Annotated in this window: 18 protein-coding genes; 15 read left to right on the top strand and 3 right to left on the bottom strand. The window is 71.4% G+C overall.

The window, feature by feature from the left end:
• Positions 1-215: 215 nt before the first annotated feature.
• The 10 genes from IE226_RS31445 (at position 216) to IE226_RS31490 (ending at position 15,943) form a co-directional block, all read left to right on the top strand.
• A complete protein-coding gene (locus tag IE226_RS31445; RefSeq protein WP_190084807.1) occupies positions 216-2,618 on the top strand; it encodes a PDDEXK family nuclease in 2,403 nt (800 codons plus the stop codon).
• A 204-nt stretch (positions 2,619-2,822) separates the two neighbouring features.
• Positions 2,823-4,415: a PucR family transcriptional regulator gene (locus tag IE226_RS31450; protein ID WP_190084808.1), complete on the top strand. Its 1,593-nt coding sequence runs from the start codon at positions 2,823-2,825 to the stop codon at positions 4,413-4,415.
• 163 nt (positions 4,416-4,578) lie between these two features.
• Positions 4,579-6,024, top strand: a complete 1,446-nt coding sequence (locus IE226_RS31455) for an aldehyde dehydrogenase family protein (RefSeq protein WP_190084809.1) — start codon at positions 4,579-4,581, stop codon at positions 6,022-6,024.
• Positions 6,025-6,252: 228 nt separating this feature from the next.
• Entirely contained in the window at positions 6,253-8,199 is a 1,947-nt protein-coding gene (locus IE226_RS31460) for an acyl-CoA dehydrogenase family protein (RefSeq protein WP_190084810.1), read from the top strand.
• A 110-nt stretch (positions 8,200-8,309) separates the two neighbouring features.
• Positions 8,310-9,575 (top strand): 1-deoxy-D-xylulose-5-phosphate reductoisomerase, encoded by a 1,266-nt coding sequence (gene dxr, locus IE226_RS31465; protein ID WP_190084811.1) that lies wholly within the window; start codon positions 8,310-8,312, stop codon positions 9,573-9,575.
• Positions 9,572-10,873, top strand: coding sequence for a M50 family metallopeptidase (locus IE226_RS31470; RefSeq protein WP_190084812.1), 1,302 nt, complete (start codon positions 9,572-9,574; stop codon positions 10,871-10,873). The genes dxr and IE226_RS31470 overlap by 4 nt, the downstream gene beginning before the upstream one ends.
• Before the next feature lie 163 nt (positions 10,874-11,036).
• Positions 11,037-12,194 (top strand): flavodoxin-dependent (E)-4-hydroxy-3-methylbut-2-enyl-diphosphate synthase, encoded by a 1,158-nt coding sequence (gene ispG / locus IE226_RS31475; RefSeq protein WP_190084813.1) that lies wholly within the window; start codon positions 11,037-11,039, stop codon positions 12,192-12,194.
• Positions 12,195-12,700: 506 nt separating this feature from the next.
• Positions 12,701-13,549, top strand: coding sequence for a GNAT family N-acetyltransferase (locus IE226_RS31480; protein WP_190084814.1), 849 nt, complete (start codon positions 12,701-12,703; stop codon positions 13,547-13,549).
• A gap of 84 nt (positions 13,550-13,633) precedes the next feature.
• A complete protein-coding gene (locus IE226_RS31485) occupies positions 13,634-14,179 on the top strand; it encodes a GNAT family N-acetyltransferase (RefSeq protein ID WP_190084815.1) in 546 nt (181 codons plus the stop codon).
• A gap of 69 nt (positions 14,180-14,248) precedes the next feature.
• Complete coding sequence (locus IE226_RS31490; protein WP_190084816.1) at positions 14,249-15,943, top strand: proline--tRNA ligase; 1,695 nt, start codon at positions 14,249-14,251, stop codon at positions 15,941-15,943.
• A gap of 121 nt (positions 15,944-16,064) precedes the next feature.
• Here the strand turns inward: IE226_RS31490 and IE226_RS31495 are convergent, their stop codons facing one another.
• From IE226_RS31495 to IE226_RS31505, 3 genes are read right to left on the bottom strand one after another with little or no spacing between them, the layout of a single operon-like run.
• The gene (locus tag IE226_RS31495; RefSeq protein WP_190084817.1) at positions 16,065-16,958 is read right to left on the bottom strand and encodes an aminoglycoside phosphotransferase family protein; all 894 of its coding nucleotides are present in this window, start codon (positions 16,956-16,958) and stop codon (positions 16,065-16,067) included.
• A gap of 27 nt (positions 16,959-16,985) precedes the next feature.
• Positions 16,986-17,444, bottom strand: coding sequence for a ferritin-like domain-containing protein (locus IE226_RS31500; RefSeq protein ID WP_190084818.1), 459 nt, complete (start codon positions 17,442-17,444; stop codon positions 16,986-16,988).
• A complete protein-coding gene (locus IE226_RS31505) occupies positions 17,441-17,980 on the bottom strand; it encodes a hypothetical protein (protein WP_190084819.1) in 540 nt (179 codons plus the stop codon). The genes IE226_RS31500 and IE226_RS31505 overlap by 4 nt, the downstream gene beginning before the upstream one ends.
• A 279-nt stretch (positions 17,981-18,259) precedes the next feature.
• Here IE226_RS31505 and rimP point away from each other — a divergent pair, with 279 nt between their 5' ends.
• The 5 genes from rimP to IE226_RS31530 all read left to right on the top strand — a co-directional run bounded on the left by rimP (position 18,260) and on the right by IE226_RS31530 (position 23,878).
• On the top strand, positions 18,260-18,757 hold the full coding sequence (gene rimP / locus IE226_RS31510) for a ribosome maturation factor RimP (RefSeq protein ID WP_190084820.1): 498 nt from the start codon (positions 18,260-18,262) through the stop codon (positions 18,755-18,757).
• 2 nt (positions 18,758-18,759) lie between these two features.
• Complete coding sequence (gene nusA / locus IE226_RS31515) at positions 18,760-19,758, top strand: transcription termination factor NusA (protein ID WP_190084821.1); 999 nt, start codon at positions 18,760-18,762, stop codon at positions 19,756-19,758.
• A gap of 101 nt (positions 19,759-19,859) precedes the next feature.
• On the top strand, positions 19,860-20,150 hold the full coding sequence (locus tag IE226_RS31520) for a YlxR family protein (RefSeq protein WP_160507520.1): 291 nt from the start codon (positions 19,860-19,862) through the stop codon (positions 20,148-20,150).
• 145 nt (positions 20,151-20,295) lie between these two features.
• Positions 20,296-23,445 carry a translation initiation factor IF-2 gene (infB, locus tag IE226_RS31525; protein WP_190084822.1) on the top strand — a complete coding sequence of 1,050 codons (3,150 nt, stop codon included), beginning with the start codon at positions 20,296-20,298 and terminating at the stop codon, positions 23,443-23,445.
• A 139-nt stretch (positions 23,446-23,584) separates the two neighbouring features.
• Positions 23,585-23,878 (top strand): DUF503 domain-containing protein, encoded by a 294-nt coding sequence (locus tag IE226_RS31530; RefSeq protein ID WP_190084823.1) that lies wholly within the window; start codon positions 23,585-23,587, stop codon positions 23,876-23,878.

The raw sequence follows: 23,878 nt of genomic DNA on the forward strand, positions 1-23,878 counted from the left end.
GGGCGGGCATGTTCCACGGGGGAGTTGTTCGGCGTGGCGGTTGTCCGCGGTGGATATAGCGGCGGTCGGGCGGGGTGCGGCTTTCGTCCCGTGCGGGGGTCTCCGGGGAGCGAGGTGTTCCCGCAGGTCCCGGGCGCGTATCCGATGAACTCCCCCTGTGGGGGCACTAGATTGAGCCGCGAACCAGGAGAACGGCAGTCCAGGGGGCAAGGATCATGGATTCCGACGGCACGCAGGACGCGTACGGCACTCATGCCACCCCCGTGCCGCGTCCGGCGCACGCTCCGCCGCCGGTGCCCGCCGGGCTGCCGCCGGTGCCGCGCCGGCCGCCCGGTGCCCTGTCGGCCGTCGCCGACTGGCTGTCGGCGCCGCGGCCCGAGGCGGGGCTCGGCATCTGGAGGTTCCGGCATGTTCCGCCGCCGGACGATGAGGAAGACCGGCGGATGGACCGCGGCCTCCTGGCGGGGTTGCTGATCTCTCTGGCGATCGGGCTGTTCGTCTGGTCGCTGTGGCGGCAGCAGGACATCCCCTACCAGAGGCCGCTGATCTGGCTGCTCACGCCGGAAGGCTGGTTCCACTCGGGGACCATCGACCCGATCGAGTGGAAGTGGCAGGGCAACGAAGCCCTGACGGCCATCAGCAGCGTGGTCTTCGTGCTGCTGGTCTACGGAGTCGGCCGCCTCGGGAACTGGGCCGAGGCGTTCCGGCACCTCATCAGCCGCAGGGAGCAGCCCAGCCGTGCGCTGCGTGCCGCGGCGGGTGCGCTCATCGTGCTGATGTTCGTCTGGCCCGAGGCCTTCCCCGGGGTCTCCTGGGACCCCCTGCCGATCTTCACCGGCGCGATGGCGCTGATCGCGCTGTTCTCGGGCGGCTACGAGATCTTCGCGAACGAGATCGTCACGTACGGGCTGTACGTGCTGATCACCGGGGCGGTGCTCTGGCCGTTCGCGAAACTGGGGGACTGGGTGGGACTTCTGCGCACCTGGCTCGCCCGCCCCCGGCCGGCCGGGAACGGTCTGGTTCCCTCGCCTCCCCGGCAGCCCGCGCCCGTGGCATCGCGGGCCCAGTGGCCCGAGCTCAGGGGAGCGGGCCGGGACAAGGCGGCGGACGTGCTGTCCGCCGCGGTCCTGAGCGGGCAGATGAACGACGTCGACTGTGTGCGGGTGCGCCGGATGTGGAGCACGGCGAGCGGGGACCCCGCGCTGCGCGACGTGTTCGACGAGACCGTGCTGCGGCAGGCCGGCGCCGCCTGGACGCACCCCTCCGGCGCGCGGGACCTGCCCTCCCGCACGGGGACCCACGACCTGCTCGTCGGGCAGGTCCGCATCGGACGGTGCGTGCCCGAGGAGCGCAACCCCGCCGACAGCCGCGGCGCCGGCATCGCCCTGGAGCCCGCCGCCCTCGGCACCTCGCTCCTGGCGGTCGGCCCGTCCGGTTCGGGCAAGACCGACCGGCTCGTCCGGCCGGTCGTGGAATCCCTCTCGCTGCAAGCGCTCACCGGCCAGTGCGCGGTCGTCGCGGTCTGCGCGGCCGGCACACCGCTCGGCGGTGACGACGCCTATGACGTCGTCGTCAAGATCGGCGACCCGGCGTCCGTGCACGACCTCGACCTCTACGCCGGCACGTCGGACCCGGACGAGGCCGCGTCCTTCCTGGCCGAGGGGCTCGTCGGAGACCTCGCCGCCGTCGACAGCCGCCGCGCGTCGACGACGCTGGCCCGGCTGCTCGGCCCCTATTGGGCGGCGTACGGCCGTTTCCCCTCGGTGCCCGCCCTGCGCGAACTGCTCGAAGGCGTGCCCTCCGCCCTGGCGGAACTGCGCGAGGCCCTCGCGTCGGACGACCATGCCGCGATGCGGCGCGAACTCGACGCACGGGCCCGGCAGCAGGGCAGCGCGGCCGACCCGGCTCCGGCGCTCGCCGACCGGCTCGCCCTGCTCGACCGTCCGGCCTTCGCCGATTTCTTCGACGCGGGCAGCGACAGCCCGTTCTCCCTGCGCGCGCTGACGCACCACCCCATGCGCGTACGTATCGACCTGCCCGAGCGCGGGCACGCAGAGGCTTCGCGACTGCTCACCCGTCTCCTCCTGGCCCAGTTCAACTCCGTGGCGCACACCCGCGCCGACCGCGAGCACTTCGTCTGCCTGGTCCTCGACGACGCCACCCGGGCGGTGACCGACGAGACGGTCCAGGGCATCCAGCGCCTGCGGTCCGTGAACGCGGGAGTCGTGCTGGCCCTGCGTACCGTCAGTGACGTACCCGAGCCACTGCAAGGGCCGCTGTACGCGACCGTCGGCTGCCGTATGGCCTTCTCCGGCGTCACCACCTGGGACGGCAGACGCTTCGCGGAGGCGTGGGGCACCTCGTGGATCGAGACCCGCGAGGTCGCCCAGCACGCGGTCTTCGCCGATCAGCCGATGACACGCGCCCTGCACGCCCTGCGCAAACTCGTCACGGGCAAGGCCGTGACGAGGGACGCCGTCACCGTCCGCCAGGTCGAGCGCGAGCGATGGTCAGCCTCCGAACTGGCGCACGGGGTGCCCGCGGGGCATGCGGTGCTTTCGTTGACCGATGTGCGGGGGGAGCACGCGCCGCCGCTGCTCGTGGATCTCCGGGGGTAGCCGCAGGGGCCGCGGCAAGATCTGGGTACGGGGTATTCGGTCCCGTACGTACCGTACGGTGAGGCAGAATCGGCACAGGTCGTTCATACGTACCGGCCAAAAGATCCACATCTCGTCCGGGATGCATTGGCCGACCGGGACGCGTGCCTCACCGCCGCGGCCAGACCTGCCGCCCCTGACCTGCTGACCCGACCTGAAGGTCCCATGCCGCCCTCGCTCGCCTCCCTCGTCCATCACTCCGCGCTGAAGCTCACCGTGCGCGCGGGTGAGGAACATCTGGACGCGCCCGTGCGCTGGGCGCACGCAAGTGAGCTCACCGACCCCGTGCCCTACATGGAGGGCGGCGAGCTCCTCATGATCACCGCGCTCAAGCTGGACGCGGAGGACCCGGAGGCCATGCGCCGCTACGTGAAGCGGCTCGCGGCGGCGGGCGTCGTCGGGCTCGGATTCGCGGTCGGCGTGCACTACAAGGACATCCCGGAAGCCCTGGTCGCCGCCGCCGCGGACGAAGGGTTCCCGCTCCTCGAGGTGCCCCGGCGCACACCGTTCCTCGCCATCAGCAAGGCCGTGTCCGCCGCCATCGCCGCCGACCAGTACCGCGCGGTGACCGCGGGCTTCGCGGCCCAGCGCGAGCTGACCAAGCAGGCGCTGAGCGACGGCCCCGAGGGACTGCTCGGCGCGCTCGCCGCGCAGGTGGACGGCTGGGCCGCGCTGTACGACGCGTCCGGCGCCGTCGTCGCCACGGCGCCCGAGTGGGCGGCGCGCCGCGCGGCCCGGCTCGTCTCCGACGTCGAACGGCTGCGTGACCGGGCCGCCCCCGCGAGCGCGGTCGTCGCGGGCGCCGAGGACCGGGTCGAACTGCACTCGATCGGCACGGGCCGCCGCCCCCGCGCCGCGCTCGCCGTCGGCACGGCGTCCACCCTCGGCACCGCCGAGCGGTACGCGCTGCACTCCGCCATAGCGCTCCTCACCCTCACCACGGAGCGCAACCGCTCGCTCCAGGCCGCCGAGGCCAGGGTCGGCTCCGCCGTGCTCCGGATGCTGCTCGCCGGGGAGCCGGAGCACGCCCGCACGGTGGCGGGGGAGTTGTACGGCAGCCTGCTCGACGCGCCGTTCCGCCTGGTGGTCGCGGAAGTGCCCGCCTCCGCGCCGGAGGAGAGCGACCCGTTCGCCGGGCTCACCGACGCCGTCGAGTCAGCCGCCGCGCGCGCGGGCGAGGCCCTCCTCGTCGTCCCCTACGGCGAACGGCTCGTGCTGCTCGTCGTGGACGGCGGCGCGGGCGCGGCCGCGTGCGTCGCCTACGCGCAGACGCTGGAGGCCGGGCGCTCCGAGGTGCCCGCCGAGGGCGGCGCGGGCGAGGGGGCGGCGGATCTCCTCCTCGGCCTCTCCGCGCCCGCCGGACCGATCGCGGCGGCCACCGCCTACAAGCAGGCCGACCAGGCGCTCTCCATCGCCCGGCGCCGGGGCCGCGCCCTGGTCGAGCACGAGGACCTGGCGGCAGGTTCCGTCCTGCCGCTGCTCGCCGACGACGCGGTGCGCGCCTTCGCCGACGGTCTGCTGCGCGCCCTGTTCGAACACGACGCCACCGGCCGCGGCGACCTGATCGCCTCCCTGCGCGCCTGGCTCTCCCGGCACGGCCAGTGGGACGCGGCGGCGGCCGATCTGGGCGTCCACCGCCACACCCTGCGCTACCGCATGCGCAGGGTCGAGGAGATCCTCGGCCGCTCCCTGGACGACCCGGACGTCCGCATGGAGCTGTGGCTCTCCCTGAAGGCGACGTCGAGCGGCACGGAGTAATCGCGGGGTTCGCAGGAGACACGTACGAAATGCGCCCCTGCCAAAGAGGCGTGGCCCCGGAAGGCAGTACTCCGAGTCGGACAAACGTCCCGTGCCCGTGCCGCCTCTACGGTGGGGAACGTACCCCCCAAGACACACCTTCGCGGAAGGGCCGGGAATCGACATGACTTCCATCCACGCCTTCTGGCTCGCCGGTCGCCAGACCACCGGTGAGACCACCCTCGACGTCACTTCGCCCTGGGACGGGCGGACCGTCGGCAAGGCTGCCGTGCCGACCGATGCCCAGGTGGAGGAAGCCGTCGCCGCCGCCTACGCCGTGCGCGACGAGTTCGCCGCGACCCCGGCGCACGTGCGGGCCGCCGCCCTCGACCACGTGAGCCGCAGGCTCGTGGAGCGCACGGAGGAGATCGCCCAGCTCATCTCCGCCGAGAACGGCAAGCCGATCAAGTGGGCCCGCGGCGAGGTCGGCCGTGCCGTCTCCGTCTTCCGGTTCGCCTCGGAGGAGGCCCGCCGGTTCAACGGCGGCGAGGCCCAGCGCCTGGACACCGACGCCGGTGGCCAGGGGCGTCTCGCCTTCACCCGCCGCTTCCCGAAGGGTGTCGTCCTCGGCATCGCGCCGTTCAACTTCCCGCTGAACCTCTGCGCCCACAAGATCGCCCCGGCCATCGCGTCCGGCACGCCGATCATCCTCAAGCCGGCGCCCGCGACCCCGCTCTCCGGCCTGCTCATCGGCGAGCTGCTCGCCGAGACCGAGCTGCCCGCGGGCTCCTGGTCGATCCTGCCGGTCGCCAACGAGAAGATGCCGGCCCTCGTCCAGGACGAGCGCCTTCCCGTCATCTCCTTCACCGGCTCGGAGAAGGTCGGCTACGCGATCCTGGACTCGGTGCCGCGCAAGCACTGCACCCTGGAGCTCGGCGGAAACGGCGCGGCCGTCGTCCTCGCCGACTTCTCCTCCGACGAGGACCTCGACTGGGCCGCCTCGCGCATCGCGACCTTCTCCAACTACCAGGGCGGCCAGTCCTGCATCTCGGTGCAGCGCGTCATCGCCGACGCCTCCGTGTACGACCGGCTCGTGCCGCGCGTGCTCGCGGCCATCGAGGCGCAGAACACCGGCGACCCGTCCGACCCGCAGACCGACGTCGGCCCGCTCGTCAACGAGGATGCCGCCAAGCGCGTCGAGTCCTGGGTCGACGAGGCCGTCCAGGCGGGCGCCAAGCTGCTCGCGGGCGGCAAGCGGGACGGCGCCTCGTACGCGCCGACCGTCCTCGCCGACGTACCGGCCGACGTGACGATCGCCGTCGAGGAGGTCTTCGGCCCGGTCCTCACCATCAAGAAGGTGGACGGCGAGGCGGAGGCGTTCGCCGCCGTCAACGACTCCAAGTACGGCCTCCAGGCGGGCGTCTTCACGCACGACCTGCAGACCGCCTTCCGCGCGCACCGCGCCCTGGAGGTGGGCGGCGTGGTCATCGGCGACGCGCCCTCCTACCGCGCCGACCAGATGCCGTACGGCGGCGTCAAGCAGTCCGGCGTGGGCCGCGAGGGCGTCCGCTTCGCGATGGACGACTACACCTACGAGCGGGTCATGGTCATGACGGGCCTGGACCTGTAAGCGGGTCAGCCTCGAACCGGACGGCCGGAGCCCACTGTGCGGGGGCTCCGGCCGTTCTCGCGTACGGGGGACGGCGTGCGCCGAACGCTGCGCGAGGACTGGTGGGCTCCGGACGAATCGGGTACATACGATCCATACGATCGAGTAGCACCAGTCAGTAACCGACCGGGTCAAGATCGGGTCAATCGGAGCCGATCGGCCCCACTCCGCGGCGAGGTGAGCTCCTCAATGCCCGCACAACCCACACCCCTTCCCGGGGCGTCCGTCAGCGAACGCGAGGCCCGGCAGGTCGCCGAGGCCGCCCGCGAACAGGACTGGCGCAAGCCCAGCTTCGCCAAGGAACTCTTCCTCGGCCGCTTCCGTCTCGACCTGATCCACCCGCATCCGATGCCCGCCGACGAGGACGCCCGACGCAGCGAGGAGTTCCTGGCCGAACTCCGCGACTTCTGCGAGACGAAGATCGACTCGGCGCGCATCGAGCGCGAGGCGAAGATCCCCGACGAGGTGATCAACGGCCTCAAGGAACTCGGCGCGCTCGGCATGAAGATCGACAAGAAGTACGGCGGCCTCGGCCTCACGCAGGTGTACTACAACAAGGCCCTGGCCCTCGTCGGCTCGGCCAGCCCCTCCATCGGCGCGCTGCTCTCCGCCCACCAGTCGATCGGTGTACCCCAGCCGCTCAAGCAGTTCGGCACTCAGGAGCAGAAGGACGAGTTCCTGCCGCGCTGCGCCCGCACGGACATCAGCGCGTTCCTGCTGACCGAGCCGGACGTCGGCTCCGACCCGGCGCGCCTGGCGACCATGGCGGTGCCCGACGGCGACGACTACGTCCTGGACGGCGTGAAGCTGTGGACCACGAACGGCGTCGTCGCCGACCTCCTGGTCGTCATGGCGCGCGTACCGAAGTCCGACGGCCACAAGGGCGGCATCACGGCCTTCGTGGTGGAGGCCGCGGCCGAGGGCGTCACCGTCGAGAACCGCAACGCCTTCATGGGCCTGCGCGGCCTGGAGAACGGCGTGACCCGCTTCCACCAGGTCCGCGTCCCCGCCGCGCACCGCATCGGCCCGGAGGGCGCGGGCCTGAAGATCGCCCTGACGACCCTGAACACCGGACGACTCTCGCTGCCCGCGATGTGCGTCGGCGCGGGCAAGTGGTGCCTGAAGATCGCCCGCGAGTGGTCGGGCGCGCGCGAGCAGTGGGGCAAGCCGGTCGCGCTGCACGAGGCGGTCGGCGCGAAGATCTCCTTCATCGCGGCGACGACCTTCGCCCTCGAAGCCGTACTGGACCTCTCCTCGCAGATGGCCGACGAGGACCGCAACGACATCCGCATCGAGGCGGCGCTCGCCAAGCTGTACGGCTCCGAGATGGGCTGTCTGATCGCGGACGAGCTGGTGCAGATCCGCGGCGGCCGCGGCTTCGAGACCGCCGAGTCCCTCGCGGCCCGCGGCGAACGCGCGGTCCCGGCGGAACAGGTCCTGCGCGACCTGCGCATCAACCGCATCTTCGAGGGCTCGACGGAGATCATGCACCTGCTGATCGCCCGCGAGGCCGTGGACGCGCACCTGAAGGTGGCCGGCGACCTGATCGACCCGGACAAATCCCTCTCCGACAAGGCGAAGGCGGGCGCGAGGGCAGGCGGCTTCTACGCCCGCTGGCTGCCGAAGCTGGTCACGGGCCCCGGCCAGCTCCCGCGCTCGTACGCGGAGTTCCACCCCGGCGGCCACGCGGACCTCTCCCCGCACCTGCGCTACGTGGAGCGCAACGCCCGCAAACTGGCCCGCTCGACGTTCTACGCCATGTCGCGCTGGCAGGGAAAGATGGAGACCAAGCAGGGCTTCCTGGGGCGCGTCGTCGACATCGGCGCCGAACTCTTCGCGATGAGCGCGGCGTGTGTACGCGCCGAACTCCTGCGGACGACGGAGGACCACGGCCGCGAGGCCTATCAGCTGGCCGACACGTTCTGCCGCCAGTCCCGCATCCGCGTCGACGAGCTCTTCGACCGGCTGTGGGTCAACACGGACGACATCGACCGCAAGGTGGTCAAGGGCGTGCTGTCCGGCACGTACACCTGGCTGGAAGCCGGCGTCGTCGACCCCAGCGGCGAAGGCCCCTGGATCGCCGACGCGACACCGGGTGCGAGTACGAAGGAGAACGTCCACCGGCCGATCCGCTGACGGTTTTCCGGGGCGTTCCCCGCCGCGGGGAACGCCCCGGAACACGCCCCGGGCCCACCGGATCGGGGCGCAGTGTCCCCGCACGCCGCCGCCCAGGCAAGAATGGGGGGATGAGCGACAGCCCAGCCCCCCTCGCCGACCCGCATCTCGTCTTCGACCCCGTCGTGACGGACGGTCCGCGGGACATCGTCATCCTCGGCTCGACCGGGTCGATCGGCACCCAGGCCATCGACCTCGTCCTGCGCAACCCCCGCCGCTTCCGCGTCACGGCGCTCTCCGCGGCGGGCGGGCGCGTCGCGCTGCTCGCCGAGCAGGCCAGGCAGCTGCGGGTGCGGACCGTCGCGGTGGCCCGCGAGGACGTCGTACCGGCGCTGCGCGAGGCGCTGAAGGGGCAGTACGGCAGCGAGCCGCTGCCCGAGATCCTCGCCGGGCCCGACGCGGCCACGCAGCTCGCGGGTTCGGATTGCCACACCGTTCTGAACGGAATCACCGGCTCCATCGGTCTCGCGCCCACCCTCGCCGCGCTCGAAGCGGGCCGCACGCTCGCCCTCGCCAACAAGGAGTCGCTGATCGTCGGCGGCCCGCTGGTGAAGGCGCTCGCCAAGCCGGGGCAGATCATCCCCGTCGACTCCGAGCACGCCGCCCTCTTCCAGGCGCTCGCCGCCGGCACCCGCGCCGACGTGCGCAAGCTGGTCGTCACGGCCTCCGGCGGCCCGTTCCGGGGACGTACGAAGGCCGACCTCGCGAACGTCACACGCGAGGACGCGCTCGCGCACCCCACCTGGGCCATGGGCCCGGTCATCACCGTCAACTCCGCGACGCTCGTCAACAAGGGCCTGGAAGTCATCGAGGCCCACCTCCTCTACGACATCCCCTTCGAGCACATCGAGGTCGTCGTCCACCCGCAGTCCTACGTGCACTCCATGGTCGAGTTCACCGACGGATCGACGCTGGCCCAGGCCACGCCGCCCGACATGCGCGGCCCGATCGCCATCGGTCTCGGCTGGCCCGAGCGCGTGCCGGACGCCGCTCCCGCCTTCGACTGGACGAAGGCGTCGAGCTGGGAGTTCTTCCCCCTCGACACCGACGCTTTTCCGTCGGTCGGGCTCGCCCGGCACGTGGGGAAGCTCGCGGGCACGGCCCCGGCGGTGTTCAATGCCGCCAACGAGGAGTGCGTGGACGCGTTCTTGAACGGCGCCCTGCCGTTCAACGGGATCATGGAGACCGTGACGAAGGTCGTCGCCGAACACGGCGACCCCGGCAGCGCGGCTCCGGGAACTTCCCTGACCGTCGCGGACGTCCTCGAAGCGGAGACCCGGGCGCGCGCCCGGGCACGTGAACTGACGGCGAAGGCGACCGCGGAGGCCCGCGCATGACGACCTTGATGATGATCCTCGGCATAGTCGTCTTCGCGGTCGGGCTGCTGTTCTCGATCGCCTGGCACGAGCTGGGCCACCTGTCGACCGCCAAGCTGTTCGGCATCCGCGTGCCGCAGTACATGGTCGGCTTCGGCCCGACGATCTTCTCGCGCAAGAAGGGCGACACCGAGTACGGCATCAAGGCCATTCCCCTCGGCGGCTACATCCGCATGATCGGCATGTTCCCGCCGGGACCGGACGGCCGCCTGGAGGCGCGGTCCACCTCGCCCTGGCGCGGCATGATCGAGGACGCCCGGTCGGCCGCCTTCGAGGAGCTCAAGCCCGGCGACGAGACCCGCCTCTTCTACACGCGCAAGCCGTGGAAGCGCGTGATCGTGATGTTCGCGGGCCCGTTCATGAACCTCATCCTCGCCGTGGCGATCTTCCTCGGCGTGATGATGACGTTCGGCATCAGCACCCAGACGACGACGGTCGGCAAGGTGTCCGACTGCGTCATCCAGCAGAGCGAGAACCGCACCAAGTGCGAGAAGGGCGACACGGCCGCGCCCGCCAAGGCCGCGGGGCTCAAGCTCGGCGACAAGATCGTGGGCTTCCAGGGGAAGCCCGTCGACGACTGGTCCACGCTCCAGGGGCAGATCCGCGAGACCATCGGCCCGGCCACCATCACGGTCGAGCGCGACGGCAAGCAGGTCGACCTGCACGCGAACCTCATCAAGAACCAGGTCAGCAAGACGGACGGCGACGGCGGCTACGTCGAGGGGAAGTACGTCTACGCGGGCTTCCTCGGCTTCACCCCCGCCACCGGCATCGTCAAACAGGGCTTCGGCGACTCCGTGAACCGTATGGGCGACATGATGGAGAACGGCGTCGAGTCGCTCATCGCCCTGCCGTCCAAGGTGCCCGACCTGTGGGACGCGGCCTTCGGGGACGGCGACCGCAAGCAGGACTCCCCGATGGGCGTCGTCGGTGCGGCCCGGGTGGGCGGCGAGGTCTTCACCCTGGACATCCCGCCGGAGAACCAGGTCGCGATGATGCTGTTCCTGGTCGCGGGCTTCAACCTCTCCCTGTTCCTGTTCAACATGCTGCCGCTTCTGCCGCTCGACGGCGGGCACATCGCCGGGGCCCTGTGGGAGTCGGTCCGCCGCAAGGCGGCCAAGCTCCTGAAGCGGCCCGACCCGGGCCCCTTCGACGTCGCGAAACTGATGCCGGTCGCTTATGTGGTGGCCGGGATCTTCATCTGCTTCACGATCCTCGTGCTGATCGCGGACGTAGTTAACCCGGTGAGAATTTCCTAGTAACGCGAAATTTGAGGCGGCCGGGCACTCTATGTGTCCGGTCGCCCACCATTGGGTGGACTTGGGGACGGGATGTGCTCGGGCCCCGCGGGGTGCCGTAATCTCGAAGCCTGGAGCCCGCCGATCTCGGGACCTTGATCCACACCTTGGGGATGCACGCCAGATGACTGCCGTTTCTCTCGGAATCCCGTCCGTACCGACCAAGCTCGCCGACCGCAGGGTCAGCCGCAAGATCCAGGTCGGTACGGTCGCCGTCGGCGGGGACGCACCGGTGTCGGTGCAGTCGATGACGACGACGCGTACGTCCGACATCGGGGCGACGCTGCAGCAGATCGCGGAGCTGACCGCGTCCGGCTGCCAGATCGTGCGGGTCGCGTGTCCGACGCAGGACGACGCGGACGCCCTCGCGACCATCGCGCGGAAGTCGCAGATCCCGGTGATCGCCGACATCCACTTCCAGCCGAAGTACGTCTTCGCGGCGATCGACGCGGGCTGCGCCGCTGTCCGTGTGAACCCGGGCAACATCAAGCAGTTCGACGACAAGGTCAAGGAGATCGCGCGGGCCGCGAACGACGCGGGTACCCCGATCCGGATCGGCGTCAACGCGGGCTCCCTGGACGCGCGCCTCCTCAAGAAGTACGGCAAGGCCACCCCGGAGGCGCTCGTCGAGTCCGCCCTCTGGGAGGCGTCCCTCTTCGAGGAGCACGGCTTCCGGGACATCAAGATCTCGGTCAAGCACAACGACCCGGTGGTCATGGTCAACGCCTACCGCCAGCTCGCCGCCGCCTGCGACTACCCCCTGCACCTCGGCGTGACCGAGGCGGGCCCCGCCTTCCAGGGCACGATCAAGTCGGCGGTCGCCTTCGGCGCGCTGCTCTCCGAGGGCATCGGCGACACGATCCGCGTCTCGCTCTCGGCCCCGCCGGTGGAGGAGATCAAGGTCGGCATCCAGATCCTGGAGTCCCTCAACCTCAAGCCGCGCCGCCTGGAGATCGTCTCCTGCCCGTCCTGCGGTCGCGCCCAGGTCGACGTGTACAAGCTGGCCGAGGAGGTCACCGCGGGCCTGGACGGCATGGAGGTGCCCCTCCGCGTGGCCGTCATGGGCTGCGTCGTGAACGGCCCCGGCGAGGCCCGCGAGGCGGATCTCGGCGTCGCGTCCGGCAACGGCAAGGGGCAGATCTTCGTCAAGGGCGAGGTCATCAAGACCGTCCCCGAGTCGAAGATCGTGGAGACCCTCATCGAAGAGGCGATGAAGATCGCCGAGCAGATGGAGAAGGACGGGATTCCCTCCGGGGAGCCGACTGTGGCCGTCGCCGGCTAGTCCGCTGCGCTCGGCTCGAACCGCGATCTCCGGGCCCCGCCACTATCCGGTGGCGGGGCCCGCGCGTTGCCGCCCCCGAGAGCCCCTGTCCCCTCCCACCCCAACCTCTACGCCCACCACGCTCCCGAACGACCACTCCGTGGCAAGGCACCCCCCGCCCGCGGCAAGGCCCCCCCCGCCCAGCCATGGAGAGCCCCAGCCAGGCAAGGCGACGGCCCTCACCAGGCAGGGCGACGGCCCCCCGCCAGGCAAGGCGACGGCCCTCACCAGGCAGGGCGACGGCCCCCCGCCAGGCAGGGCGACGGCCCCCCGCCAGGCAGGGCGACGGCCCCCCGCCAGGCAAGGCGGCACCCCCCCCGGCCAAGCAAGGCGGCACCCCCCGGCCAGGCAAGGCGCCCCCTCGGGCAAGGCGAGGTCCCAGGGGGCGAAAGGCAGACCGCACAAGGCGCCCCCGCCAGGTACAGTGCGGAGGAGATCAGCAGACTGTCATGGTGAGGCCCCCGCACGTGTTGACTCAGACCACCACCAGGGTCCTTGAACCGAGTGACCTGGACGCCGCGCTCGCCGTGCTCGACCGCGAGCCGGTGGCCAACGCCTTCGTGACCTCCCGGGTCCGGGTCGCGGGCCTCGACCCCTGGCGGCTCGGCGGCGAGATGTGGGGCTGGTACCAGGACGGAATGCTGGAGTCGCTCTGCTATGCGGGCGCGAACCTCGTCCCGATCTGCGCGACCCCGCGAGCGATCCGCGCCTTCGCGGACCGCGCCCGCAGGGCAGGCCGCCGCTGCTCGTCCATAGTCGGCCCCGCCGAGCCCACCGCCCAGCTCTGGCGCCTCCTCGAACCCTCCTGGGGCCCCGCCCGCGAAGTCCGCGCCCAGCAGCCCCTGATGGTCACAGACCGGCTCCCGGCGGACATCGAACCCGATCCGTACGTCCGTCGCGTCCGCAAGGACGAGATGGAGACGATCATGCCCGCGTGCGTGGCGATGTTCACCGAGGAGGTCGGCATCTCGCCCCTCGCCGGCGACGGCGGCCTGCTCTACCAGGCCCGCGTCGCCGAACTGGTGGGCGCCGGCCGCTCCTTCGCGCGCCTCGACCGCGACGGCAAGGTCATCTTCAAGGCCGAGATCGGCGCGGCCACGGCGCAGGCCTGCCAGGTGCAGGGCGTCTGGGTGGCCCCCGAGTACCGCGGCCAGGGCTACGCGGCGCCCGGCATGGCAGCCGTCCTGCGCTACGCCCTCGCGGACGTCTCCCCGGTCGTCAGCCTCTACGTCAACGACTTCAACACCGCGGCCAGGGCGGCGTACCGCCGGGTCGGGTTCCAGGAGGTCGGGGCGTTCATGAGTGTCCTGTTCTAGCTCCCCTCTTCAAGCCCCGCCGCGACTCCGGCGACCCGCACCGCGCCCCTCACGTACCCACGTCCGCGAGTTAAAGTTCGGCGCATGACTGACGACGTCGTGATCGGGCCCCTGGACCTCGCCACGCACGTGGACGAAGCGCTGCGGGTGCAGGCCCATGCCTTCGGGCTCAGCGACGACGAGGTGTCCGTACGGCGGCAGATCGTGCTGCGGCACATCACCTACCCCGGCGCCCGCGCGCTGGGCGCCACCACCCCCGAGGGACGGCTCGTCGGGTTCGTCTACGGCATGCCCAACGACCGCGGCCACTGGTGGTCCACGGTCGTCGAGCCGTATCTGCGGGCCGGTGGCCTGGACGAATGGCTCGACGACTCCTTCGTGATCACCGAGCTCCACGTGCAGCCCGGCCACCAGAATCGCGGAGTCGGCCGCACACTGATCACCACCATCACGGACGCCGTCCACCAGCCCCGCTCGATCCTCTCCGCCATCGACACGGAGAGCCCCGCACGCGGCCTCTACCGCTCCCTCGGGTACACGGATCTGGCCCGCAACGTCCAGTTCCCCAGCGCCTCCAGGCCGTACGCGGTGATGGGTGCGCCCCTGCCGCTGAGGCGGCCGGGAACCTAACCGATTTCCGCCCGCGCCCGGGCCACGCGTAACCTCCTGCTCATCAACCTTTCCACGCAGGAGTTCACCATGGCCCAGGTCCAGCGCATGTCCCGATTGATGATCAAGACACTGCGCGACGACCCGGCGGACGCAGAGACGCTCAACCACAAGCTCCTCGTCCGGGCCGGATACGTCCGCCGCACCGCCGCAGGCATCTGGTCCTGGCTGCCGCTCGGCAAGAAGGTCCTGGAGAACATCACCCACGTCGTGCGCGAGGAGATGGACGCCATCGGCGCCCAGGAAGTCCTCCTGCCCGCGCTCCTGCCCAAGGAGTCGTACGACGCGACGGGCCGCTACGACGAGTACGGCGACCTGCTCTTCCGCCTCAAGGACCGCAAGGGCGCGGACTACCTCCTCGGTCCCACGCACGAGGAGATCTTCACCCAGATCGTCAAGGACCAGTGCTCGTCCTACAAGGACCTGCCGGTGATCCTCTACCAGATCCAGACGAAGTACCGCGACGAGGCCCGCCCCCGCGCCGGTGTGCTCCGTGGCCGCGAGTTCCAGATGAAGGACTCGTACTCCTTCGACACGACGGATGAGGGCCTCGCCGCCTCGTACGACCTGCACCGCGCCGCGTACATCAAGATCTTCGAGCGTCTCGGCCTCGACCACCGCATCGTCTCCGCCGTCTCCGGCGCGATGGGCGGCTCGGCATCCGAGGAGTTCCTGGCGCCCGCGCCGGCCGGTGAGGACACGTTCGTGGACTGCCCCGCGTGCGACTACGCGGCCAACACCGAGGCCGTGTCCTTCGTCGCCGCGCCGGTTGACGGCTCCGCGCACGGCCCCGTCGAGGACCTGGACACCCCCGACACCCCGACCATCGAGACGCTCGCGGCGCACCTGGGCGTGCCCGCGTCCGCGACCCTGAAGAACCTCCTGGTCAAGGTCGACGGCGAGATCGTCGCCGTGGGCGTCCCCGGCGACCGCGAGGTCGACCTCGGCAAGCTCGGCGAGCACCTGTCGCCCGCCGTCGTGGAACTGGTGACGGCCGAGGACTTCGAGGGCCGCGACGATCTCGTACGCGGCTACGTCGGCCCGCAGGGCCTGGAGAAGGTCCGCTACATCGCCGACCCGCGAGTGGCGGCCGGCACGGCCTGGATCACCGGCGCGAACAAGGTCAACACGCACGCGAAGAACGTCGTCGCGGGCCGTGACTTCGAGGTCGACGAATACCTCGACGTCGTGGTCGTCGAGGAGGGCGACCCCTGCCCCAAGTGCGGCACGGGACTGAAGCTGGACCGCGCCATCGAGATCGGCCACATCTTCCAGCTGGGCCGCAAGTTCGCCGACGCCTTCCAGCTGGACGTCCTCGGCCAGCAGGGCAAGCCGGTCCGCGTGACCATGGGCTCGTACGGCATCGGCGTCTCGCGCGCGGTGGCGGCGCTCGCCGAGCAGACGGCGGACGAGAAGGGTCTGTGCTGGCCCAAGGAGATCGCCCCCGCCGACGTCCACGTGGTGGCCGCGGGCAAGGCGCTCCAGACGGAGCTGGCCCTCGACGTCTCCGAGCAGCTGAACGCGGCGGGTGTACGGGTCCTGGTCGACGACCGCGCAGGCGTCTCGCCCGGCGTGAAGTTCACGGACGCGGAGCTGATCGGTGTCCCCACCATCCTGGTGGCGGGTCGTCGCTCTGCCGAGGGTGTGGTGGAGCTGAAGGACCGGCGGACCGGGGAGCGCGAGGAGCTGACGGTGGCAGAGGCGATCGCGCGCCTGACTGCCTGACGCATGCACTGCTGAAACGTCGGACGGGCTGAATGATTTCAGCCCGTCCGACGTTTGAGGACGAACTCGGCGAAGCCGGTGATCGGGGTACGCAAAAGGCCCCCGCGCCAGAAGAAGGCGCCTACAGCCACCCCGCGAACTCCAGCAACAGCTCCGCATCCTGCTCACGCCCCACCCGGCGGGCCCGCACCCCGGACTCCACGGCCCGGAACAAGGTCCACCCCCGCAGCCGCTCCTGATCCACGTCCAGAGACTCGGCCAGCTTCTTCACCCGGCGGCGGGTGATCGACGCCCCCGAGGGCGAGGCGATCAGGTCCTCGACGCGGTCGCGTACGAGGCGCGCCAGGTCGAAGGCGGGCTCCCCGACCACCGGGTCGGGGCCCACGGCCAGCCACGGCACCCGGTCACCCTGCAGAACCTTGCTCTGCCGGAACGTGCCGTGCAGCAGCCGCACCTCCACATCCCCGGCGAGCAGCTCCTCCCGGGCGGAGAGCGCCGCGTCCACCAGCGGCGCCACCTCCCCATCGGCAGCGGCCCGCATCGCGTCGGCCTGCCGTCCCGTCCGCTCGGTGACCGTCTCGAAACGGTGGTCCGTGGGCGGTTCCACCCACAGCCGCCGCAGCGTGCCCGCCGCTTCGAGCAGAGCCTTGGCCTCGGGCAGCGAACGGACCGACACATCGCGGTGCAGCCGTTCGAGGAGGAGGGCCCCGTCCGCAGCGGAGGGGTCCAGGAGCCGTACGGCACCGAACCCGTTCCAGTGCGCCAGCGCGGCCCGCTCGCTCTCCGGCCGCGACCTCGGCGGCACCAGCTTCAGAACGGCGGGCGTGTCGTCGGCGAGGCGCACGAGGATGACGAGGCTGCTGCGCCCGCCGGGCACGTGGACCCGCTCGACGGTCAACTCGCGTAGGGAGACGGCCTGTTCAGCCGCCTCGGGCAGCTTCGCCAGCCAGTCGTCGCCGTCCTGCGCCGTCTCACCGAGAGCGGTGACCAGACGCTGGGGCGGTTCGAGAGCCATACGCGAGGTGTTCCCTTCCTGAGCGGGTTAGGCCTTGGGTGCCGAGGAGCCAGGAGTGGCGGCACGCTCGGCGAGACCAGGGAAGGCTACGCTCCCCCCGCGCCACCGCGCCGCACGGACCGCCGCCTCCCGCAGCGCCTCGGCCGCCCGCCCGCGCCGGGCACCCGTGGAAGCGCGTACGAGATCCGAGTAGACCCCCGCGACCCGCTCCTCAAGCTGCGCCGCGAGCCGTGCGGCCGCCGCCGAGTCCGGCACCGCGAACGGCAGCGCGTAGGCGGCAGCCGACGCCTCGGGCTCGCCGCCCAGGTCGCGCACGGCGCGCTGCAGCTCGTCGCGCCGGGCGCGATGGGCGTCGTACGCCGTGCGCGCCTCGGCCCTGCGCGCCTCGCCGATCCGGCCGCCGACGACACCGAAGCCGTACACGGCGGCGTGCTCGGCGCCGAGTGCCGCCTGTACCGCCCGCAACTCGTCCTTGGAATCGCTCACTTGTCGCCCTCCGTCAGCAGGTACGCGTGCGCCGCGCCCGCGGCGGCCACCGACGCGAGCAGCCTCGCCAGCTCCGCGGGCGCGTCGAGCAGCGCGTGCCCGCGCTGCTTCGCGAGCTCGCGCTCGGCCTCGGCGAGGTCCCGCACGGCGTCCTTCTCGTCCTTCGGGACGGACGCCTTCGGCGCGGGAGAGCCGGAGGCGGCGGGCGAACCGGACGGCGAAGGCGGGGGAGCGGCCCCCTCGGCGAGGGCCGCGGCGTGCCGCTTCACCTCCGACCGCAGCGGATCGAGCCGCCCGGCCAGGCCGGGATGCGCGGCGAGGACGGCGTCGTACCGTCCGAGCAGGTCCTTGCTGTCCCCGGCGGCGCGGGCACGGAGCCGCGCGGCGGCGGACGAGCGTTCGGCGGCGTCCGCGGAGTCGGAGTCGGAGCAGCCCGAGAGCAGCACGGCCCCGGCCGCTCCGGCGGCGGCCCCGGTCAGCAGACTCCTCCGGCGCGGGCCCGGGCGGGCGTGCGAGGGGGTGGGATACGACGGCACAGCAGACGTCCTCGGCAGGAAGGCCAGAAAGGCAGGCAGTCAGAAGGTGGGCGGGCGAAGCCGGGCGGGAGCCCGGTGATCACCGTACCTTCGGCCGGGCCTCGTACTCGTGAGCGGCTCGAAGCCGGGTGACCGGCATCCCGGCAGCGGGCGGACGGCGGGCGGGCGACAGGCGGTCGGCGGGCGGACAGCGGGCGGCAACACCCCTCGGGACCGGATACCCTTTGACCTGACACACGACGATCCCACAACAGCACACGCGGCCGAGGAGTCACCCGGATGAGCACCACCCAGAGCGAGAGGCTGCGAGAACTGCTGGAACCGCTCGTCAGCTCGAAGGAACTGGATCTCGAAGAGATCGAAGTGGCCTCGGTCGGACGCAAGCGGGTGCTGCGAGTCGTGATCGATTCTGACGACGGCGTGGACCTGGACCAGATCGCCGAGATCAGCCGCGAACTCTCCGAGAAGCTCGACGAGAGCGACGCGATGGGCGACGGGGAGTACACCCTCGAAGTCGGCTCCCCCGGCGCCGAGCGCCCGCTGTCGGAGCACCGCCACTACCTGCGTGCCGTCGGCCGCCTGGTGAAGTTCCAGCTGACGGAGGGCGGCGAGCTGATCGCCCGCATCCTCGAGGTGGACGACGAAGGCGTGGATCTTGAAGTACCGGGCGTGAAGGGGCGCAAGCCCACCGCCCGCAGGCTCGCCTTCGACGAGATCGCCAAGGCGCGCGTCGAGGTCGAGTTCAACCGCAAGGACAAGAAGGAAGAGGAGGCGTAGCCGTGGACATCGACATGAGTGCCCTGCGGGGTCTGGTCCGGGAGAAGGAGATTTCCTTCGACCTGCTGGTCGAGGCGATCGAGTCGGCCCTCCTCATCGCCTACCACCGCACCGACGGCAGCTTCCGTCGCGCCCGCGTGAAGCTGGACCGCGACAGCGGCCATGTGACGGTGTGGGCGACGGAGGACCCGGCGGACCTCGAAGAGGGCCAGGAGGCCAAGGAGTTCGACGACACCCCCTCCGACTTCGGCCGCATCGCCGCGACGACCGCCAAGCAGGTCATCCTGCAGCGCCTGCGCGACGCCCAGGACGACGCCACCCTCGGCGAGTACGCGGGCCGTGAGGGCGACATCGTCACCGGCGTCGTCCAGCAGGGCCGCGACCCGAAGAACGTGCTCGTCGACATCGGCAAGCTCGAGGCCATCCTGCCCGTGCAGGAGCAGGTCCCCGGCGAGGAGTACGGCCACGGCCTGCGCCTTCGTTCGTACGTCGTCCGGGTGGCGAAGGGCGTCCGCGGCCCCTCGGTCACGCTTTCCCGTACGCACCCCAACCTCGTCAAGAAGCTCTTCGCGCTCGAGGTGCCGGAGATCGCCGACGGGTCGGTCGAGATCTCGGCCATCGCCCGCGAGGCCGGGCACCGCACCAAGATCGCGGTGCGCTCGACCCGCTCGGGCCTCAACGCCAAGGGCGCCTGCATCGGTCCGATGGGCCAGCGTGTGCGCAACGTCATGGCCGAGCTCAACGGCGAGAAGATCGACATTGTGGACTGGTCCGACGACCCGGCCGAGATGGTCGCCCACGCGCTGTCCCCGGCTCGGGTCAGCAAGGTGGAGGTCGTCGACCTCCAGGCCCGTTCCGCACGGGTGACGGTGCCGGACTACCAGCTGTCCCTCGCCATCGGCAAGGAGGGCCAGAACGCCCGTCTCGCCGCACGGCTCACGGGCTGGCGCATCGACATCCGCCCGGACACCGAGCAGCCGCAGGACTCCCCGGAGGCCTGATCGGGGTGCTGATCGCGCACTGATCGCGTACTGATCAAGACAACAGCCGTTCGATTTTTGCCCCAAAGGGGTGAGGTCGGTGCGGGGAGGTAGACTTAATCGTGTCTGGCCGGACGCAAGCCCGCGCATGCCCTGAACGCACCTGTGTGGGGTGCCGGGAGCGAGCGGCCAAGAGCGATCTGCTGCGCATCGTGGCGAAAGAGGGCGCTTGCGCCCCCGATCCAAGCGGTACGCTGCCCGGCCGGGGTGCGTATATCCACCCCGTTCCGGTCTGTCTCGACCTGGCGGTCCGACGCAGAGCGTTCCCGAGGGCCTTCCGGGCCCCGGGCCCGCTCGACACGGCGGACTTGCGCCGAGCCGTCGAGACAGTTGCCCAGCAGGCAACACCGTAAGGAAGGTCGCGCGGAACCCCGCGCGACCCTGGTATTCCGCGAGTTGGAAGTAGGTCGAGATTGCGATGAGCACTCGATGAGCACGCGATGAGTACGCCCATGAAGTAGCGACGGTCCGGCGTAACCCGGACCTAAAAGGAGCGAAGTGGCTAAGGTCCGGGTATACGAGCTCGCCAAGGAGTTCGGCGTAGAGAGCAAGGTCGTCATGGCCAAGCTCCAAGAACTCGGTGAATTCGTACGTTCGGCGTCCTCGACGATCGAGGCGCCCGTTGTACGCAAACTGACTGACGCATTGAACACGGGCGGTGGCAACGGCAAGTCCGCCGCCAAGCCCGGGGCGCCGCGCAAGCAGGCCGCCCCCAAGCCGCCGGCCCCCTCGGGCCCGGCGTCTCCCTCTCCCGCGCAGGCCGCCCGTCCGGGTCCGGCCGCGCCCAAGCCGGCCCCGGCCAAGCCCGCCGCGGCCGACAAGCCCGCGTCCCCGGCGACGCCCGGGCCGCGTCCGGGCCCCAAGCCGCCGACGCCCAAGCCGGCCCCGGCGGCTCCGGCTGCCCCCGCCGCGCCCGCCGCGCCGGTCACCCCGGCTCCGGCCGCCCCGGAGTTCACCGCTCCGCCGGCCGCCCCGGCTGCCTCCTCGGCGCCGGCAGGCCCGCGTCCGGGCGCTCGCCCGGGTGCCCCCAAGCCCGGTGGCCGTCCGGCCCCCGGCCAGGGGCAGGGCCAGGGCGGTCGTGGTGACCGCGGCGACAACCGTCAGGGCGCCCCGCGTCCCGGCGGCCAGGGTGGCGCCCCGCGCCCCGGTGGCCGTCCGGCCGGACCGCGTCCCGGCAACAACCCCTTCACCTCTGGTGGCTCCACCGGCATGGCGCGCCCGCAGGCGCCCCGTCCGGGCGGCGCCCCGCGCCCCGGCGGCCAGGGCGGCCCCGGTGGTCCCGGCGGCGCCCCGCGTCCGCAGGGCCAGGGCGGCGGCCAGGGTGCTCCCCGTCCGCAGGGCCAGGGCGGCGCTCGCCCCACGCCCGGCGGCATGCCTCGCCCGCAGGGTGGTGCCCCGCGTCCCGGCGGCGCCCCCGGTGGCGGCGGTAACCGTCCGAACCCGGGCATGATGCCGCAGCGTCCCGCCGCGGGCCCGCGTCCCGGTGGTGGCCCCGGCGGTGGCCGTGGTCCCGGCGGTGGCGGTCGTCCCGGCGGTGGCGGCGGCGGTCGTCCCGGTGGCGGCGGCGGCTTCGCCGGTCGTCCCGGTGGCGGTGGCGGCGGCTTCGCAGGCCGTCCCGGCGGTCCCGGTGGCGGTGGCGGCGGTTTCGCCGGTCGTCCCGGTGGCGGCGGCGGTCGTCCCGGCTTCGGTGGTCGTCCCGGCGGTCCCGGTGCCCGTGGTGGCACGCAGGGTGCCTTCGGCCGTCCCGGCGGGCCCGCCCGTCGTGGTCGCAAGTCGAAGCGGCAGAGGCGCCAGGAGTACGAGTCGATGCAGGCCCCGTCGGTCGGCGGCGTCATGCTGCCGCGCGGCAACGGCCAGGCGGTCCGCCTGTCCCGTGGCGCCTCGCTGACCGACTTCGCCGAGAAGATCAACGCCAACCCGGCGTCGCTCGTCGGCGTGATGATGAACCTCGGCGAGATGGTCACGGCCACGCAGTCCGTGCCGGACGAGACGCTGAAGCTCCTCGCGGACGAGATGAACTTCGTCCTCGAGATCGTCAGCCCCGAGGAGGAGGACCGCGAGCTGCTCGAGTCCTTCGACATCGAGTTCGGCGAGGACGAGGGCGGCGAGGAAGCGCTCATGGCGCGTCCGCCGGTCGTCACCGTCATGGGTCACGTCGACCACGGAAAGACCCGACTGCTCGACGCCATCCGCAAGACGAACGTCATCGCGGGCGAGGCCGGCGGCATCACGCAGCACATCGGTGCCTACCAGGTCTCTTCCGAGGTCAACGGCGAAGACCGCAAGATCACCTTCATCGACACCCCCGGTCACGAGGCGTTCACCGCCATGCGTGCCCGTGGTGCGAAGTCCACCGACATCGCGATCCTCGTGGTCGCGGCCAACGACGGTGTGATGCCGCAGACGATCGAGGCGCTGAACCACGCCAAGGCGGCCGACGTGCCGATCGTGGTCGCGGTCAACAAGATCGACGTCGAGGGTGCCGACCCGACCAAGGTGCGCGGTCAGCTCACCGAGTTCGGTCTGGTGGCCGAGGAGTACGGCGGCGACACGATGTTCGTCGACATCTCCGCCAAGCAGGGACTGAACATCGAGTCCCTCCTGGAGGCCGTGGTCCTGACCGCGGACGCCTCGCTCGACCTGCGGGCCAACCCGGAGCAGGACGCGCAGGGTATTGCGATCGAGTCCCACCTGGACAAGGGCCGCGGCGCCGTCGCGACCGTCTTGGTCCAGCGCGGTACCCTCCGCGTCGGTGACACGATGGTGGTCGGCGACGCGTACGGCCGAGTCCGCGCGATGCTCGACGACAAGGGCGAGAACGTGAGCGAGGCGGGTCCCTCGACCCCGGTCCTCGTCCTCGGTCTCACCAACGTGCCGGGCGCCGGCGACAACTTCCTGGTCGTCGACGAGGACCGTACGGCCCGTCAGATCGCCGAGAAGCGCGCCGCCCGTGAGCGCAACGTCCGCTTCGCCCGCAAGGGTGTGCGGTTCTCCCTGGAGAACCTGGACGAGGCCCTCAAGGCCGGTCTGGTGCAGGAACTCAACCTCATCATCAAGGGCGACGCGTCCGGTTCGGTGGAGGCTCTCGAGTCCTCGCTGCTCCAGCTCGACGTCGGCGAAGAGGTCGACATCCGCGTCCTGCACCGCGGCGTGGGTGCGGTCACCGAGTCGGACATCGACCTGGCGACCGGCTCCGACGCGATCGTGATCGGCTTCAACGTCCGTGCGGCCGGTCGTGCCGCGCAGATGGCCGACCGCGAAGGTGTGGACGTTCGGTACTACTCGGTCATCTACCAGGCGATCGAAGAGATCGAAGCGGCCCTCAAGGGCATGCTCAAGCCGGAGTACGAAGAGGTCGAGCTCGGTACGGCGGAGATCCGCGAGATCTTCCGCTCGTCCAAGCTGGGCAACATCGCCGGTGTTCTGGTCCGGTCGGGCGAGGTCAAGCGCAACACCAAGGCGCGCCTCATCCGCGACGGCAAGGTCATCGCGGAGGGTCTCAACATCTCCGGTCTGCGCCGCTTCAAGGACGACGTCACCGAGATCCGCGAAGGGTTCGAGGGCGGTATCAACCTCGGCAACTTCAACGACATCAAGATCGACGACGTCATCGCGACGTACGAGATGCGCGAGAAGCCGCGAGGCTGATCACGACAGCTCGAACCGGGGCCGGTCGAGGGGAGGTAAATCCCGTCGATCGGCCCCGGCCGTTCCGTGTACGGTTCTTGTGTCCCTGCCAAGTGGTTGGCGGGGCGCGATCCCGAACCGGCGGGACATCCGGACACACATGTATGTGGGGACTCTGTCCTTCGATCTGCTCCTCGGCGACGTTCGCTCGCTGAAGGAGAAACGCTCCGTCGTCCGCCCCATCGTCGCCGAACTCATCCGCAAGTACGCGGTGAGCGCGGCGGAGACGGGGAACCAGGACCTCCATCGCAGGGCCGAGATCGGCCTGGCGCTGGTCTCCGGGGAGACGGGGCACCTCACCGACGTACTGGACCGGTGCGAGCGGATGGTCGCCGCCCGTCCCGAGGTGGAGCTGCTCTCCGTTCGACGCAGGCTCCACGGCGACGAAGACTGA

The organism is Streptomyces longisporoflavus, assembly GCF_014649775.1.
GTDB lineage: Bacteria > Actinomycetota > Actinomycetes > Streptomycetales > Streptomycetaceae > Streptomyces > Streptomyces longisporoflavus.